This is a genomic window from Jeongeupia sp. USM3 (genome assembly GCF_001808185.1).
Lineage (GTDB): Bacteria > Pseudomonadota > Gammaproteobacteria > Burkholderiales > Chitinibacteraceae > Jeongeupia.
Genome location: NZ_CP017668.1, coordinates 2,042,155 through 2,058,115, shown reverse-complemented (window position 1 = coordinate 2,058,115; position 15,961 = coordinate 2,042,155). Strand labels below are relative to the sequence as shown.

The window sequence follows — 15,961 nt, the reverse complement described above, 5'->3', positions numbered from 1 at the left end:
CATCAATGGACATTACATGCTGCTGAAATTGCTTCGCCCGCTTGCCTGGCTGCCGCTGTGGTTTTTTCACGGTGTCGGCACCGTGGCGGGCTGGCTTGTCTGGGCGGTGGATCCGACCTACCGGCAAAGGCTGGCAGAGAACCTGCGTCAGTCGAAACTTGCGAAAAATGACGCCGATTATAGCCGATTGCTCCGCTCAAGTATTGTGCAGCACGGCAAGGCCGGCGCCGAGATGCTGGTGCACTGGCTGCGCCCGGCCGAGCAGGTTGCGCAACTCGTGGTCGAGCGCCGCGGCTGGGAGCACGTCGACGCGGCGCTGGCGAGCCCGAAACCGGTCCTGTTCGTCTCGCCCCACCTCGGCGCGATCGAGGCCTGCGGCGTGCATCTGGCGATGCGGATTCCGCGCCAGCTCGCCGCGCTGTACCGGCCGCCGAAGATCAAGGCGCTCGAACCGCTGATGCTGGCGTCGCGCGACCGCGAGAACGGCCTTGCCGCGCCGGCCAACGCCAAGGGCGTGCGGCTCCTGCTGAAAACGCTCAAGGCCGGCCAGACCGCCTACATGCTGCCCGACCAGGCACCTGGTGCCGGCGACGGCGTGTGGGCGCCGTTTTTCGGCCAGCCAGCATACACGATGACCCTGCTGCCGAAGTTGGCGCGCCAGTTCGACGCGACGGTGCTGATGTGCTTCGCCGAGCGCTTGTCGTGGGGACGCGGCTACCGGCTGCACGTCGAGCCGCTGCCGCCGCTGACCGGCGACGCCGTCGCCGATGCGACCATCGTCAACGCGGCGATCGAGGCGCTGGTCGCCCGCGCGCCGGCGCAGTACCTGTGGAGCTACAACCGCTACAAGCGGCCGGCCGGTGCGCCGGTGCCGGACGAGGAGCAAGCATGAGCGAGCCGACGACCTGGCAGACGCTGTCGCTGCCGGCCAAGCTGCTGGCCGTGCCTTTCTGGCTGCTGCGCTGGCTGCCGATGCCGCTGCTGCGCGCCAAGGGAGCGGTGCTCGGCAGCTTGCTGTACTGGCTGATGCCAAGGCGCCGCAAGGTCGGGCTGACCAATCTGCGGCTGTGTTTTCCCGACTGGCCCGAGGCGCGGCGGCGCGCCACGCTGCGCGCGCACTACCGCGTGTTTTGCACCTGCCTGCTTGTATACGGCAAGCTCTGGTTCGGCCCGGAAAAACTCGTCCGGCAACTGGTCCGGCGCGAAGGCTACGAGCACTACCTCGCGGTCAAGGACCGGCCGGTGATCCTGCTGGCGCCGCACTTTCTCGGCCTCGACTACGGCGGCATCACCCACACCGCCGACCACTGGGGTGCGAGCGTCTACACGTCGACGCATGAAAACCCTTTCGACCAGTTGCTGCACTTCGGCCGGTCGCGTTTCGGCGCACCGCTGCTGATCCGCCGTACCGACGGCATCCGGCCCATCGTCAAGGCGCTGAAGCAGGGCGCGCCGCTGTACTACCTGCCGGATCAGGACCTCGGGCGCAAGGAGTCGATCTTCGTGCCGTTCTTCGGCATCCAGACCGCCACCGTACCGGCGCTGGCGCGGCTGGCGCAGCTCGGCCGTGCGGTGGTGGTGCCGATGGTGACGACGCTCGAGGGCAATCATTTCGTCACCCGCTACTACCCGGTCTGGGATCATTTCCCGAGCGACGACGTCGAGGCCGACACGCTGCGGATGAACGCCTTCATCGAAGACCGCATCCGCGACTTCCCGGCGCAGTACTTCTGGCTGCACCGGCGTTTCAAGACCCGGCCGCGCGGCGAGCCCGACCTGTACGGCCGCAAGGGCCCGCAGGACTGAGCAGGCGAGCAGAATCCTGCTGGCCGTGTTGCCGTACGCCTTGGTGCGACCGCCGGGATTCCCCCGGGGGAGGTGTTCGCACGCCGTGCCTGCATGCCGCGCCCCTGGGGTATTTGTCCTGGGTGCCGGCCCCGTTGCCGAGCGGTGTGACTGAGCCGCGACGGTATGCGGCGCCACCGTTTGTCGCGCCGACGAACGCGCTATGCTGTCTCCCTTGCCCAGAGGAGAGACAGCATGACAAAAGCAAACAGGACTGCACTGGTGATCGGCGGCGGCGCGCCGAACATGCCGCTGATGGCCGGTGCGCTGTGCGCAATGCTGCGGCAGCGGGTGACCTTCGACGTGATCTCGACCTCGGGCGCCGGCGCACTCGTCGGCCTGCTGTACGCGGCGCCCAAGGGCAAGACGCCGATCGCCGCGCTCACCGGCATGGTCGACATGGGCATTTCCGATACCCTGTACCGCGCGTTTCCGGTCAACTACAAGGTGTTCAACAAGCCCGGCCAGCTCGCCGAGCTGTTCCGCGACGGGCTGAAGGCATCGCCGTACGCGCAACTGGTCGAGCAAATGGCCGACGTCAGCCCGGCGTTCCGGCTCTGGAGCGACTGGCAGCAACTGCTGTGGGCGACGGCGACGCCGACCGATCTGGGCGCCGAGAGCCTCGGTCTGTGTGCGCACGTGCCGTTCATCGAGGACGTCGTCGACTTCGACCGGCTGCGCACGTTCGACAGGCCGGTCTACCTGAACGCGTACAACGTCGACCGGCACGAGATGGCGCAGTGGCGCGGCCAGGATCTCGACGTGCGGCATTTCCGCGCCGCACTGTCGTTTCCCTTCCTGTATCCGCCGACCGAGATCGACGGCGAGCGCTACATCGAGGGTGCGGCGCTCGACACGCTGAACTTCAAGGCGCTGATCGGCGACGATGCGAGCGAGCCCGATGTCGATACGATCGTCGTGTTCGACGTACTCGGTGCCGACCGGCTGCTGCGCGCGCCGCGCGACCTGTACGACGCGTGGGTGATGTCGATCATCACGCCGCTGACCGAAATCGCCCGCGACGACCTCAAACTGTTCGAACTGGCACACAACCGCAATCCGGACGGTAGCGAAAAGCGCGCGCTGCTCAAGGTGCCGCTGCTGTCGCCCGACCTGCCCGACGAGCGCTGGGCGGCGATGTTCGACTGGACGTACTCGAACATGCATACGCTGTTCCGGATCGGCTTCGACGCCGGGCTCGGCTTCTGCCGCGACCATGCCGAACGGCTCGGCATCGAGTACGACGCCACGGTGGCGTCACTGCCGGACGACTGGGTGCTCGCCGACGTCGAGGGCAACGGCCAGCGGGTGACGCGGCATATCAACCAGCGCACGGCGCGTGCTTGAATCATTGCGCAAAAGCCTATGCCAGTAGGCGGGCGAGCCAAAGTGGATCGGGCCCACCCGAAGCACAGAACCCGGAATGGACATATGGTCCATGAGGAGTTCGAGCATCGGATGGGCCCGATCCGCGCAGGCGTAGCCGTCTAACGGCGTAGGCTTCAGCTGCCTGCGATGAAGGTGCGTACTCCCGAACCGATGAACTGGATGCCGACGCAGATCAGCACGAAGCCCATCAGCCGGGTCATGATCTCCTGGCCGGGGCGGCCCAGCCGCTCGGAAATCATCGTCGACGAGCGCAGCGTCATCCACATCACCAGGCTCGAGATGCCGATCGCCGCCAGCGTCAGCGCGAAGGTCACCGCCTTGCCGGTCAGCGTCGGCTTTTCGACGATCTCGGTCGAGAGGCCGATGACGACGGCGATCGTCCCCGGCCCGGCGATCGCCGGCATCGCCAGCGGGAAGAAGGCGTAGTCGCTGCGGTCGCGCCTGCCGGCCCCTTTCGGCGCCATGCCCGGATCCTGGAGGTGGTAGAGCATCCGGTAACCGAGCAGGCCGATGACGATGCCGCCGGCGACGCGCAGCGCGCCGTAGGAGATGCCGAAGACCGAAAGAATGACGTTGCCGGCGATCAGGCACACCGTCATGATCAGGAAGGCGATCCAGCTGGCGCGCACCGCCTGGCGCTGGCGGCGCGGTTCGCTCATGTTCTGCGTCAGCGAAATGAACATCGGGATCTTCGACAGCGGGTTGGTCATCGTGACCAGGCTGATCAGGGCGCCGAAAAAGAACTGCCAGTGCAACAGCATGATGGGCTCGCGGAGGCGTGGGCTGACTGCATGATAGGGCGGCCGCCGCCGGCGGGCAGCTGCGGGAAACGACCTATTGCTTTGCGTCAATTCCGCGCTGGCCGCTCGAGGCCGGCAGCAGGCGGCGCCCGGCGCGCCGCCGGGCACCGGGTGGCGTCAGCTCAGGCGTCCAGCTGTACGGCGAGCGCGCGCAGCTCGTCCGAGTCGCTGGTATCGCACATCGCCTCGATCAGCGGCGTCAGCGTGGCGACGTCGGTGCCGAGTACCTGCTGCTTCACCTTCAGCAACTGCGCCGGCAGCATCGAGAAACGCCGCAGCCCGAGGCCGAGCAGCAGCCTGGTGAGCGCCGGGTCGCCGGCCATTTCGCCGCACATCGACACCGGTTTGCCGACGGCGTTGGCGGTGTCGATGATCAGCGACAGCAGCTTGACCACGGCCGGGTGCAGCGGGTCGTACAGGTGCGAGACCGTGTCGTCGTTGCGGTCGACCGCGAGCGAATACTGGATCAGGTCGTTGGTGCCGATCGAAATGAAGTCGAGGTGCTTGAGCAGGCCGCGTACCGTCAGCGCCGCCGCGGGTACTTCGATCATGCCGCCGAGTTCGATATCGCTGTCGAAGGCGATGCCTTCGGCACGCAACTGCGCCTTCACTTCCTCGAGGTGACGCCGCGTCTGCCTGACCTCGGCGATCGTCGAGATCATCGGGATCAAGAGCTTGATCTTGCCGAATGCCGATGCCCGCAAGAGCGCGTGCAGCTGGGTGCGGAACATCGACGGCTCGGCCATGCACAGCCGGATGCCGGTGAGGCCCAGCGCCGGGTTCGGCGCGTCGGTGTCTTCCTGCCAGGTGGCGATCTTGTCCTTGCCGAGGTCGACGGTGCGGATGATCACCGGCATGCCGGCCATGTTCTGCGCCACGGCCTTGTAGGCTTCGAACTGTTCCTCCTCGCTCGGCAGCTCTTCTTCCTTGAGGAAGAGGAATTCGGAGCGGAACAGGCCGATGCCGGTCGCGCCGTTGGCCAGCGCCAGCGTGGTGTCTTCGGGCAGCTCGATATTGGCGAACAGCTCGACCTCGATGCCGTCGCGCGTCACCGGCCGGCTTTCGCGGATGTCCTGCAGCGCCGACTGCTTCTGCAGCCATTCGTGCTGGCGGGTCCGGTACTCGGTGAGGATCAGTTCGTCCGGGTCGACGATGACGAAGCCGTTGACGCCGTCGACGATGACCATCTCGCCTTCACGGATCAGCCCGCGCGCGTGCTTGAGCGCGAGCACCGACGGCAGGTCTAGGCTGCGGGCGAGGATGGCGGTGTGCGAGGTCGGGCCGCCGACGTCGGTGACGAAGGCGACGTAGCTCGTGTCCTTGAACAGCACCATGTCGGCCGGACTGAGGTCGTGCGCGACCAGGATGCTGTCGCGCGCCTGCGATGCCGGCAGGTGCGCGACCGGATCATGGCCGGCGAGCGCCTTGAAGATGCGCTCGGCAACCTGGATCACGTCGCTGCGCCGCTCGCGCAGGTATTCCTCTTCGATCTCGTCGAACTGCGCCAGCAGGGTGTCGAGCTGCTGCTTCAGCGCCCACTCGGCGTTGCAGCGCTGCGTCTCGATCAGCTCGCGCGGTTCTTTCGACAGCGTGTGGTCGTTCAGCAGCATCAGGTGCAGCGACAGGAAGGCGCCGAGCTCGGTCGGTGCATTCTCGGGGATGCTGCCCCAGAGCATTTCCAGTTCTTTGCGCGTGACGCGGATTGCATCGTCGAAACGGGTCAGCTCGGCCGGCACCTGCGCGTCGTCGAGCAGGTACTGGGCAATCTCGATGTCGGTGTGCGACATCAGGTGGGCGTGACCGATGGCGATGCCGCCGCCGATGCCGATGCCGTGTAGCGTGAGGCTCATGCTCGTCTCCAGCTGGCGGTTTATTCGCCCTCGCCGAACTTGTCGGCGATCAGTTCGGTCAGTGCGGTCATGGCTTCGGCCTCATCGGGGCCATTGCTGGTTTCCAGCGTCACGGTGCTGCCCTTGGCGGCGGCGAGCATCATCACGCCCATGATCGACTTGGCGTTGACGCGACGGGCATTGCGGGTGATCCAGACTTCGCATTGAAAACGGCTGGCAAGCTGGGTGAGCTTGCTCGACGCACGGGCGTGCAGCCCGAGCTTGTTGACGATAAGCACGTCCTGAACCGGCATGTTTTTGTGGTCTCCGTGGGGGTCAGTGCGATTCGGGCAACATGTAGAGCACGCCTTCGAGCCCGCCGGTGATCGCCTTGCTGACGACGACCTCGAGCGGCTGATGGCAGTAGGTGAGCGCGCGGACCAGCATCGGCAGATTGACGCCGGCGACGGCCTCGACGCGGCCCGGAATGATCAGCCGGTTGGCGACGTTCGACGGCGTGCCGCCGTAGATGTCGGTCAGCAGCAGTACGCCGGCGCCGTCGTCGAGCTGCTCGATGATCTCGCGCGCGCGCAGCACGACGGTGTCCGGGTCGTCGGCCTTGCTGACCGCAAGCTGCGCCAGGTTCGGCAGTGGCCGTCCCATGATGTGCTGGGCGCAGGCGTACAGGGCGTCGCCGAGCGTCACGTGGGTCACGATGATGATGCCGATCATGCGGAGCTGCTTCCTTTCTGGGCTTTGGGCCGGGCAATCCCATGTTATATCGCAAATCACCCCGGTCCGGCGACCCGTGGCCGTAGGCAAAAACGGCGATGTCGCATGCGTGGCGTCTTTTTCGGGGATCGCCTAGCTGTGAAGAGTCAAGACGTTGTTTTTCGTTGCTGAGAGACGGGACATGGGCACGTGGCAGCCGATGCCGTGATGCGGACGGTGCCAGTTGTAATAATGATTCCAATACCTCAGGACTGCGCCGCGCTCATCCGAGTGTTGATAGGTTTGGCCGTAGGCCCATTCGCGCAGCGCGGACTGGATGAAGCGCTCGGCCTTGCCGTTGGTTTGCGGTCGGTAGGCGCGGGTGAACCTCTGCTTAATGCCCAGTTCAACGCAAACGCGGCCGAAGTCATGGGAGCGGAAGGCGGGCCCGTTATCGGTGATCAGGCGCTGGAGCGGTACGCCCAGCGTTTTGAAGTAGTCGTTGGCCGCACGCAGGAAGTCGATGGCGCTGGCGCGGCGCTCGTCGGGGTAGAGTCGGGTGAAGGCGATGCGACTATGGTCGTCGATCGCCACGAACAGATATTCCCAGCCGCTGTTTCGGCTGTTCTGGCGACGATCGCCGGTGATGCGATGGCCGACCTGCTCGAAGCGGGCGAGCTTCTTGATGTCGACGTGCAGCAGTTCGCCGGGCATTTCGCGCTCGTAGCGCTGCACAGGCTCTGCGGGCTGCAGGTCGCTTAACCGCGATAGCCCTGCGTGTCGCAGCACGCGACTGACGGTTGCTTTGGACACGCCGATATAGCTTGCGATGCGAGCCTGCAGGAACAGCTTGCGACGCAATTCGATGATCGTCAGGGCAACGCTGGGCGCAATGGCACGTGGCGAGCGCTCGGGACGCGAGGATTTGTCGAGCAAGGCAGCCGCGCCGCCGACCAGATAGCGGCCCAGCCACTTGCGGGTGGTGACCGCGCTTACGCCATGGCGTGCCGCCGCCGCCGCGGTCGACAAACCATGCTCGGTGATGTCCTGAACCATTTCCAGGCGACGCAGATACGTCAGTCGGGCATTCTTATGTGTGTTCATCCGGTGTCTTGTTCTGTGACTGGGGGTTTGGCGATTTCCAGTCTCGCAGAACTTCTCCGGGTGAACACCCGAAACAACCTATTGAACCTTCACACCTAGCGCAGCCAGTACAGGTGCGGCGGCTGAACCAGCCAGGTCAGCCGCGGCTGCAGCGTCGGCGTCACGTAGACGCTGCCGTCGTTCGCGACGACCAGTACGTCGTTGACGCCGAAGCGCTGCGCGTAGTGGCGGGCGCTGCCGATGCCGCCGATGAAGACCGGCTTGGTCGCGACGTCCGAGATCGCGCCGGCCTCGCGCGACGCCGGTGCCAGCACCGTCGCGGCCTGCATCGTCTGCGCCGGCGATCCGCTTCGCGGGTCGATCAGATGGCTGTAGCGGCGGCCGTCCTTGACGAAGTAGCGCTGGTAGTCGCCCGAGGTGCCGATCGCCTCGCCGTCGCGCAGCGCCAGCGTCGCCATTGCCCGCGGCTGGCGCGGATGCTGCAGGCCGATCGTCCACGGCGCGTCGCCCTTCTTGCCGAGCGCGAGCACGTTGCCGCCGATGTTGAGCAGGGCGTTGTAGACGCGGTTCTTGCGCAGGTACGCCGCTTCGCGGTCGAGCGCCCAGCCCTTGGCGAAGCCGCCGAGGTCGAGCGCCACGCCGGGATTGCGGCTGCTGACCCTGCCGCCGTCGCCGAATTCGACGTCGGCAAGCGAGGGCTTGCGTTCGAGCAGCAGTGCGAGCGTGACCGGATCGGGCGTCACCGGCGAAAAGCTGTCGCGGTGGAAGCCCCAGGCGGTGACGAGGCCGCCGATCGCCGGGTTGAACAGCCCGTCCGAGCGCGCCTCGTAATCCTTGGCCTGCTTGAGCAGCGCGATCAGCTCGGCGTCGGCCTCGCCCGGTTCGCCACGGCCGAAGCGGGCGTTGAGCCGGGTGAGTTCCGACGGCTGCCACGCGTGCAGCTTGGCGTTGAGCCGGTCGAGGTCGGCAAGGACGGCTGCGGCATGCGTCGCCGCCTTGTCGTGTGACAGGCCCCAGATCGAGATTTCGACCCGGGTGCCGAACACATAGCCTTCCTGCGTGTACAAAGGGTCTTTGCCACAGCCGCCGAGCAGCAGCGTTGCTGCCAGCAGGGCCAGCGCACCGGAACGGCGCATCAGCCCCGGCAGTATCAAGCCGATACCCGCCGTTCGAGCGCGTCGATGAACAGCGCGCCGACGTCGATGCCGCTCTGGTCGCTGATCTCGCGGAAGCAGGTCGGGCTGGTGACGTTGATTTCGGTCACGTGCTTGCCGATCACGTCGAGGCCGACGAGCAGCAGGCCCTGCGCCGCGAGCTTGGGACCGAGTGCTTCGGCAATTTCGCGGTCGTGGCCCGAGAGCGGCCGGGCGACGCCGGTGCCGCCGACGGCGAGGTTGCCGCGGGTTTCGCCGTCCTTGGGAATCCGTGCCAGGCACCAGTCGACCGGCTTGCCGTCGATCAGGAGGATGCGCTTGTCGCCGTCCTTGATCGCCGGCAGGTAGCGCTGCGCCATGATGGTGCGGCGGCCGTTGTCGGTCAGCGTTTCGATGATGCTGCCGATGTTCGGGTCCTCGCGGCGCAGCCGGAAGATGCCCATGCCGCCCATGCCGTCGAGCGGCTTGAGGATGATGTCGTGCTGGTCGGCCAGAAACGCGCGCAAATCGTCGTCGCGCTGGGTGACCAGCGTGTCGATGGTGAACTCGGGGTGCTTGAGGATCGCCAGCTTCTCGTTGTAGTCGCGCAACGCCTGGCCCGGATTGAACACGCGCGCGCCCTGTGCCTCGGCCAGGCTCAGCAGGTGGGTGTTGTACAGGTACTGCTGGTCGAACGGCGGATCCTTGCGCATGATCACCGCGTCGAAACCGCTCAGCCTCAGCGTCGCCGGCTCGCCCGAGACGAACCAGTGCTTGTATTCCTGCGTTGCCGAGAACACGAAGGGCCGCGCGGTGATCTCGACGTGGCCGCGGTGGACGCGCAGGTCGTCGGCGAGCGCGGTGTGGATCTCGAAGCCGCGCCTGGCCGCCTCGCGCAGCATCACGTAGGTCGAATCCTTGTGGATCTTGAACCCGGCGAGCGGATCGGCAATGACGAGCAGGCGCATGACGGAGTCCTTTTACGCGGCGACGGCGACTTTGGGGGCCGTGGTTTCCAGTTCGTGGGCGGCGGCGAGCAGGGCCAGCCGGGCGACGACGCCGTAGGCGTAGAAGCGGTTGGCGGTGCAGTCGGGCGAGCCGTCGCAGTCGGGCGTCGACAGCGGTTCGGCGAACGCCAGCGGCACGAAGTGCGCGCCCGGCGCGTTCAGGTTCTCGTCGATGCCGCGCTCGGTATGCACGCGGTAGAAGCCGCCGATGACGAAGCGGTCGAGCATGTAGACGACCGGCTCGGCGATCGCATCGTCGATCTGCTCGAAGGTCGGCACGCCTTCCTGGACGATGACGTCGTGGACCTGCAGGCCTTCCTTGATCACCGACATCTTGTTGCGCGCCTTGCGGTTGAGCCCGAGCAGCTCCTCGCCCGATTTCACGCTCATGATGCCCATGCCGTAGGTGCCGGCGTCGGCCTTGACGATGACGAACGGCGTCTGGGTGATGCCGTGCTCGGCATACTTGGCGCGGATCTTCGCCAGCATCTCGTCGACGGCCGCCGCGAGCCGGTCCTCGCCTTCGCGGGCCTGGAAGTCGAGCCCGCCCACGCGGGTGAAGTAGGGGTTGATCACCCACGGGTCGATGCCGATCAGCCTGGCGAATTCGCCGACGACGCGGTCGTACTCGGCAAAGTGCGCGGTCTTGCGGCGCGTGTACCAGCCGGCATGCAGCGGGGGCAGCAGGGTCTGTTCGATGCCCTGCAGGATCGCCGGGACACCGGCCGACAGGTCGTTGTTGAGCAGCACGACACAGGGGTCGAAGTCGGCGAGGCCGATCCGGTCGCCCTTGCGCACCAGCGGCTCGAGCACGATGCCGCTGCCGTTGGCGAGCTCGAACACGGTCGGCTCGGTCACTTCGGGGTTGAGCGTGCCGATGCGCACCTTCAGCCCGGCCTGGCGCAGGATCTTGGCCAGCGCGGCGACGTTCTGCAGGTAGAACTGGTTGCGGGTGTGGTTTTCCGGGACCAGCAGCAGGCGCTTGGCGTCGGGGCAGAAGCTCTCGAGCGCGCTCATCGCCGCCTGCACCGCCAGCGGGTGGAATTCGGGGTTCAGGTTGTTGAAGCCGCCCGGGAACAGGTTCATGTCGACCGGCGCGAGCTTGTAGCCGGCGTTGCGCAGGTCGACCGAGCCGTAGAACGGCGGCGTGTATTCCTGCCACTGGTTGCGGAACCAGTGCTCGATTTCGGCCTGGGATTCGAGGATGCGGCGCTCGAGTTCCTGAAGCGGGCCGCTTAGCGCGGTCGTGAGATGCGGGACGCTCATGGCGCAGTCCTGTCTTGCGAAGTCAGAGGCCAGCATATGGGGGCAAGGGGCGCGAAATCAACCTCGGCGATTTCCCTTGCCTGCCGCGTAAAAGCGCCATGCCGACGATTCCAGTGTAGCGGTACGGCGCCGGCGCGGCCGGCCCGCCTGCGCCGGCCGCGGGCGGGCGGCGGGTACGTTTGAAGCGGCTGGCAAAAGCCGGTGCCGCCGGGTAGGCGTGGGCGAAGTCCCGCCGGTCACAACGGTATTCAAGCGGCCAGGGAAGCGGGCACGGCCACCAGGGCCGCTGTGCTCAGAGCCAGCCCTTGCGCTTGAAGAACCAGTACGGCGCGATGCCCGAGAGGATCATCAGTCCGATCGCGAACGGGTAGCCGAGCGCCCAGTTCAGCTCGGGCATCGTCTGGAAGTTCATCCCGTAGGTGCTGGCGATCACCGTCGGCGGCAGGAACACGACGGCGGCGATCGAGAAGATCTTGATGATCTTGCTCTGCGCCAGGTTGATCAGCCCCATCACCGCGTCCATCAGGAAGTTGATCTTGTCGAACAGGAAGGCGGTGTGGTTGTTCAGCGATTCGAGGTCGCGGAGGATCTCGCGCAGGTCGGTTTCCTGCTCGTGGTTGAGCGAGCGGCTCCTGAGCAGGAAGGACAGCGAGCGGCGCGTGTCCATCAGGTCGAGCCGCACCTTGCCGTTGATGTCTTCCTGCTGGGCGATGTCGGACACCGTTTCGGCCATGCCCTCGTCGTTGAGCGCGTCGCTGCCCTTGAGCACGCGGGCGCTGACGCTCTCCAGCCGGGTGTAGACGCCCTCGAGCACGTCGGCGTCGTACTCGACCGCAACCGCATAAATGCCGAGCAGCACGTCCTCGGCGTTCTCGACGAAGCCGGGCTGGACGCGTGCGCGCAGCCGAAACAGCCGGAACACGGCGAGCTCTTCCTGGCGCATCGTCAGCAGCCGGCCGCGGTTGAGCAGGAAGGAGACGGTGACGTTGGCCGCGCCTTCGCTGTCCTGGTGCAGGAAGTAGGAATTGAGATGCAGCCCGGCATGGTCGACATAGCAGCGCGCCGATTCCTCGATGTCCTCGAGGTCTTCGTCCTCGGGCAGCTCGTAGCGGAATACCGATTCGACCAGGTCGCGCTCGGCGTCGCTCGGGTCGACGAGGTCGACCCAGAACACTTCGGGACGGGCGAGGTCGGCCGCGGATTCGATCGGAACCTGGATCAGGCGGCCTTGCGACAGTACGAAAGCAGACAGCACGGCTGATCCCCCGGTTGATCGACAAGCCGCGCGATTATAAGCGCAGTCCTCCGTCGCTGTTCAGGCTCTTTTCACGCCCGCGCCGCGTGCAGCGCGCCTTGCCGGCGGGCTGTCATGACGATCTGCTACACTCGGCGCGCGCAAGTCGGGGTGCTGTCTCATGAGTAACGTTAGCCGAAAGACACAGGAAAATTTCAAGGAAACGCTGCAGCAGATCGAACGGCTGCTGCAACGGCACCGGCTGATCGAGGGCATGGTCCACAAGCAGGCGATGGCCAAGCACGACCTGGTCGAGCAACTGGTGCACAAGCAGAACCTGGCCGAGCTGTCGCTCAAGCTCGACCGGCTGCACCCGGCCGACATCGCGCAGGTCCTCGAGGCGCTGCCGCGGCCCGACCGGCTCACCGTTTGGGAGCTGGTGCGCGCCGAGCGCGACGGCGAAATCCTGCTCGAAGTTTCCGACGCGGTGCGCGAATCGCTGCTCGCGCGGATGGACAGCGACGAGATCGTCGCCGCCGCCGGCACGCTCGACGCCGACGACCTGGCCGACCTGGCGCCCGACCTGCCCGAGCACGTGCTGTCGGAGGTCATGGGCGCGCTCGAGCCGGCCGAGCGTGCGCAGGTGCAGAGCGCGCTGTCGTACCGCGACGACGAGGTCGGCTCGGTGATGGACTTCGACATGGTGACGATCCGCGCCGACATCACCTTGGCGACGGTGCTGCGCTACCTGCGGCGTTTTGCCGCGCTGCCCGAGAACACCGACAAGCTCTTCGTCGTCGACCGCGACCGCACGCTGGTCGGGGTGCTGTCGCTCGAAAAGCTGCTGCTCAACCCGCCGCGGCAGCAGGTCGGCGCGGTGATGGCGCGCGATGTCGTCACCTTCAGCCCGGACAACCGCGTCGACGATGCGGTCAACGCCTTCGACCGCTACGACCTCGTATCGGCGCCGGTCGTCGATGCCAACCGCCGGGTGATCGCGCGGCTGACCGTCGACGACATGTTCGACGTTGCACGCGAGGATTCCGAAACGCTGTCGTTCGCCGGCCTCAAGGACGAGGACCTGTTCTCGAGCATCTGGAAATCGACGCAGAACCGCTGGCCGTGGCTGGCGGTGAACATCTGCACGGCCTTCCTCGCCAGCCGGGTGATCGGCGCGTTCGAGGACACGATCGCCCACCTCGTGGCGCTGGCGACCCTGATGCCCATCGTCTCGGGCATTGGCGGCAATACCGGCACGCAGACGATCACGCTGATCATCCGCGGCTTGGCGCTCGGCCATATCACCCCGGGCAATTCGACCCGGCTGATCGTCAAGGAGCTCGGCATCGCCCTGCTCAACGGCACGGTCTGGGGCGGGGTGCTCGGGCTGATCGCCTACGCGCTGTACGGCCAGTGGGCGCTGGGCGCGGTGATGATGGCGGCGATGGTGCTCAACCTGCAGGTCGCCGCGCTGGTCGGCATCCTCGTGCCGATCACGATGCAGAAGCTCGGCCGTGATCCGGCCTACGGTTCGAGCGTGCTGCTGACGGCGATGACCGACAGCATGGGCTTCTTCATCTTCCTCGGGCTGGCGACGGTCTTCCTCACCTGATCGCCCGGGCGGCGCTGCCGGTAAAAAGTCCGGGAACGCCGGGGCGGGGCGCGGGGTCACCCTGTGGGTGAACGACCGAGGGAGGAGGCATGGCCGACAACGCCGTCTGGCAATGGATGCAGGCGATCTACCGCAACGATGCGTGGATCTACGAGGTTTTCGCCGTGGTGCTGGCCACGGTGTCCGTCAATGCGCTGGTCCGGCTCGGGCTGACCCGGCTGGTCACGCGGCTGGCGCAGCGCACGCAGACCTACTGGGACGATGCGCTGGTCGGCGCCGCGCGCCGGCCGCTGGCGTGGCTGGTGTGGGTGCTCGGGCTGTCGGTCGCCGCCGGGCTGGCCGAACCGCACGCGGTATCCGAGGTGTTCGCTTACGTGCCGCCGCTGCGTGCGCTGGCGGTGATCGTGCTGTTCGCGTGGTTCCTGATCGGCTTCATCGACCGCGTCGCGCGCGCGGTGACGGCTTCGCGGCCGAACGTCGACCCGACCACGGCGCTGGCGGTCAGCCGCCTGCTGCGCGTCTCGGTCATCGTCACCGCAGTGCTGGTTGCGCTGCAGTCGCTCGGCTTCTCGATCTCCGGCGTGCTCGCTTTCGGCGGCGTCGGCGGCATTGCGGTCGGTTTCGCCGCCAAGGACCTGCTGGCCAATTTCTTCGGCGGCGTGATGATCCATCTGGACCGGCCGTTCGGCATCGGCGACTGGATCCGCTCGCCCGACCGCGACATCGAAGGCGTGGTCGAGGAGATCGGCTGGCGGCTGACGACGATCCGCACCTTTGACAAGCGGCCGCTGTACGTGCCCAATTCGGCCTTCACGACCATCACCGTCGAGAACCCGTCGCGCATGAGCCACCGCCGCATCCGTGAAACGATCGGCCTGCGCTACGACGATATCGACGTGCTGCCGGCGCTGCTCGACGACGTGCGCGCGCTGCTGATCGCGCATCCGGACATCGACGACAGCCAGACGCTGATGGTCAATTTCGATACTTTCGGCGAATCGTCGCTGCAGTTCTTCGTCTACTGTTTCACGCACACGACCAACTGGGTCGAGTTCCATCGCATCAAGCAGGCGGTGCTGGTCGAGATCATGGCCATCGTCGCCCGTCACGGTGCGCGCGTGGCGCAGCCGACGCGGCGCCTGCAGCTCGACGCCGCCGCTGCGGCCCCTGTCCATGACCACGCCCCGACAACTGCTTGCTGATGCCCGACTCGATGCCGTCGACGCCCGCGTGCTGCTGCAGCACGCGCTGCAGGTCAGCCGCGCCTGGCTGATCGGCCACGCCGACGACGTGCTGCCGCCGGCGCAGGCCGCCGCGTTCGAGGCGCTGGCGGCTCGCCGCCGCGCCGGCGAGCCGGTCGCCTATCTGGTCGGCACGCGCGAGTTCTACGGCCGCGATTTCGCCGTCAGCCCGGCGGTGCTGATCCCGCGCCCCGAAACCGAGCTGCTGGTCGAGCTGGCGCTGGCCCGCGCCGGGCAGGGCGCGCGCGTCGTCGACCTCGGCACCGGTTCGGGCTGCATTCCGGTGACGCTCAAGCTCGAGCGGCCCGATCTGGCCGTCAGCGCGGTCGACATCAGTGCCGATGCGCTGGCGGTGGCGCGCGGCAATGCGGCCGCGCTCGGCGCCGACGTCGTCTTCCGCCAGTCCGACTGGTACGCGGCGCTGGCCGGCGAGACGTTCGATCTCGTCGTCTCGAACCCGCCGTACATCGTCGCCGGCGATGCGCACCTGAGCCGGGGCGACCTGCGCTTCGAGCCGCAGGGCGCGCTGACCGATTTTGCCGACGGCCTCGAACACATCCGCCGCATTGTCGAAGGCGCGGGCGGGCCTCTGGCGCCGCGCGGCTGGCTGCTGTTCGAGCACGGTTTCGACCAGGGTGAGGCGAGCCGTGCCTTGCTCGCCGCTGCCGGTTTTCTTGATGTGCAGACGTGGCCTGATCTGGCCGGGCTCGACCGCGTCAGCGGCGGCCGTCTTGCCTGAGCGCGAGCCGAGACCGTAAAATATCCGAGTAAATCAATCGACCTTTGTCGC

General features: G+C 66.8%; 15 protein-coding genes. 6 read left to right on the top strand and 9 right to left on the bottom strand.

The features are described from left to right. Positions 1–16: 16 nt before the first annotated feature. From BJP62_RS09750 to BJP62_RS09740, 3 genes are all read left to right on the top strand, one after another. Complete coding sequence (locus tag BJP62_RS09750; protein ID WP_070529387.1) at positions 17–892, top strand: lysophospholipid acyltransferase family protein; 876 nt, start codon at positions 17–19, stop codon at positions 890–892. Beyond that, positions 889–1,806, top strand: a complete 918-nt coding sequence (locus BJP62_RS09745) for a lysophospholipid acyltransferase family protein (protein ID WP_070529385.1) — start codon at positions 889–891, stop codon at positions 1,804–1,806. The genes BJP62_RS09750 and BJP62_RS09745 overlap by 4 nt, the downstream gene beginning before the upstream one ends. A gap of 234 nt (positions 1,807–2,040) precedes the next feature. Then, a complete protein-coding gene (locus BJP62_RS09740) occupies positions 2,041–3,192 on the top strand; it encodes a patatin-like phospholipase family protein (protein ID WP_070529383.1) in 1,152 nt (383 codons plus the stop codon). Between the two features lie 155 nt (positions 3,193–3,347). Here BJP62_RS09740 and BJP62_RS09735 read toward each other — a convergent pair whose 3' ends face one another. The 9 genes from BJP62_RS09735 to corA form a co-directional block, all read right to left on the bottom strand. Continuing rightward, positions 3,348–3,995, bottom strand: coding sequence for a MarC family NAAT transporter (locus tag BJP62_RS09735; protein ID WP_070529382.1), 648 nt, complete (start codon positions 3,993–3,995; stop codon positions 3,348–3,350). A 161-nt stretch (positions 3,996–4,156) separates the two neighbouring features. Then, on the bottom strand, positions 4,157–5,884 hold the full coding sequence (gene ptsP / locus BJP62_RS09730) for a phosphoenolpyruvate--protein phosphotransferase (protein ID WP_070529380.1): 1,728 nt from the start codon (positions 5,882–5,884) through the stop codon (positions 4,157–4,159). A 20-nt stretch (positions 5,885–5,904) separates the two neighbouring features. Continuing rightward, positions 5,905–6,177 carry an HPr family phosphocarrier protein gene (locus BJP62_RS09725; protein WP_070529378.1) on the bottom strand — a complete coding sequence of 91 codons (273 nt, stop codon included), beginning with the start codon at positions 6,175–6,177 and terminating at the stop codon, positions 5,905–5,907. 22 nt (positions 6,178–6,199) lie between these two features. After that, on the bottom strand, positions 6,200–6,595 hold the full coding sequence (locus tag BJP62_RS09720; RefSeq protein ID WP_070529377.1) for a PTS sugar transporter subunit IIA: 396 nt from the start codon (positions 6,593–6,595) through the stop codon (positions 6,200–6,202). Between the two features lie 132 nt (positions 6,596–6,727). Beyond that, complete coding sequence (locus BJP62_RS09715) at positions 6,728–7,678, bottom strand: IS481 family transposase (protein ID WP_070529375.1); 951 nt, start codon at positions 7,676–7,678, stop codon at positions 6,728–6,730. Between the two features lie 95 nt (positions 7,679–7,773). Continuing rightward, a complete protein-coding gene (locus BJP62_RS09710) occupies positions 7,774–8,814 on the bottom strand; it encodes an FAD:protein FMN transferase (protein WP_070529373.1) in 1,041 nt (346 codons plus the stop codon). A gap of 14 nt (positions 8,815–8,828) precedes the next feature. Continuing rightward, entirely contained in the window at positions 8,829–9,779 is a 951-nt protein-coding gene (gene gshB / locus BJP62_RS09705) for a glutathione synthase (protein WP_070529371.1), read from the bottom strand. A 12-nt stretch (positions 9,780–9,791) separates the two neighbouring features. Continuing rightward, a complete protein-coding gene (gene gshA / locus BJP62_RS09700; RefSeq protein WP_070529369.1) occupies positions 9,792–11,084 on the bottom strand; it encodes a glutamate--cysteine ligase in 1,293 nt (430 codons plus the stop codon). Positions 11,085–11,376: 292 nt separating this feature from the next. Beyond that, positions 11,377–12,339, bottom strand: coding sequence for a magnesium/cobalt transporter CorA (gene corA / locus BJP62_RS09695; RefSeq protein ID WP_070529367.1), 963 nt, complete (start codon positions 12,337–12,339; stop codon positions 11,377–11,379). Between the two features lie 160 nt (positions 12,340–12,499). Here corA and mgtE point away from each other — a divergent pair, with 160 nt between their 5' ends. From mgtE to prmC, 3 genes are all read left to right on the top strand, one after another. Further along, the gene (mgtE, locus tag BJP62_RS09690; protein WP_070529365.1) at positions 12,500–13,930 is read left to right on the top strand and encodes a magnesium transporter; all 1,431 of its coding nucleotides are present in this window, start codon (positions 12,500–12,502) and stop codon (positions 13,928–13,930) included. 89 nt (positions 13,931–14,019) lie between these two features. Next, positions 14,020–15,132: a mechanosensitive ion channel family protein gene (locus BJP62_RS09685; protein ID WP_070529363.1), complete on the top strand. Its 1,113-nt coding sequence runs from the start codon at positions 14,020–14,022 to the stop codon at positions 15,130–15,132. Beyond that, positions 15,104–15,910: a peptide chain release factor N(5)-glutamine methyltransferase gene (gene prmC, locus BJP62_RS09680; RefSeq protein WP_070529361.1), complete on the top strand. Its 807-nt coding sequence runs from the start codon at positions 15,104–15,106 to the stop codon at positions 15,908–15,910. Before BJP62_RS09685 ends, prmC begins: the two co-directional genes overlap by 29 nt. Positions 15,911–15,961: the final 51 nt, after the last annotated feature.

Bases quoted from the DNA above. Each gene is read 5' to 3' on its own strand.
- BJP62_RS09685 (WP_070529363.1), top strand. From the start codon at position 14,020: ATGGCCGACAACGCCGTCTGGCAATGGATGCAGGCGATCTACCGCAAC.
- BJP62_RS09710 (WP_070529373.1), bottom strand. From the start codon at position 8,814: ATGCGCCGTTCCGGTGCGCTGGCCCTGCTGGCAGCAACGCTGCTGCTC.
- gshA (WP_070529369.1), bottom strand. From the start codon at position 11,084: ATGAGCGTCCCGCATCTCACGACCGCGCTAAGCGGCCCGCTTCAGGAA.
- BJP62_RS09750 (WP_070529387.1), top strand. From the start codon at position 17: ATGCTGCTGAAATTGCTTCGCCCGCTTGCCTGGCTGCCGCTGTGGTTT.
- BJP62_RS09745 (WP_070529385.1), top strand. From the start codon at position 889: ATGAGCGAGCCGACGACCTGGCAGACGCTGTCGCTGCCGGCCAAGCTG.
- BJP62_RS09735 (WP_070529382.1), bottom strand. From the start codon at position 3,995: ATGCTGTTGCACTGGCAGTTCTTTTTCGGCGCCCTGATCAGCCTGGTC.
- BJP62_RS09740 (WP_070529383.1), top strand. From the start codon at position 2,041: ATGACAAAAGCAAACAGGACTGCACTGGTGATCGGCGGCGGCGCGCCG.
- mgtE (WP_070529365.1), top strand. From the start codon at position 12,500: ATGAGTAACGTTAGCCGAAAGACACAGGAAAATTTCAAGGAAACGCTG.
- BJP62_RS09725 (WP_070529378.1), bottom strand. From the start codon at position 6,177: ATGCCGGTTCAGGACGTGCTTATCGTCAACAAGCTCGGGCTGCACGCC.
- prmC (WP_070529361.1), top strand. From the start codon at position 15,104: ATGACCACGCCCCGACAACTGCTTGCTGATGCCCGACTCGATGCCGTC.
- BJP62_RS09720 (WP_070529377.1), bottom strand. From the start codon at position 6,595: ATGATCGGCATCATCATCGTGACCCACGTGACGCTCGGCGACGCCCTG.
- ptsP (WP_070529380.1), bottom strand. From the start codon at position 5,884: ATGAGCCTCACGCTACACGGCATCGGCATCGGCGGCGGCATCGCCATC.
- gshB (WP_070529371.1), bottom strand. From the start codon at position 9,779: ATGCGCCTGCTCGTCATTGCCGATCCGCTCGCCGGGTTCAAGATCCAC.
- BJP62_RS09715 (WP_070529375.1), bottom strand. From the start codon at position 7,678: ATGAACACACATAAGAATGCCCGACTGACGTATCTGCGTCGCCTGGAA.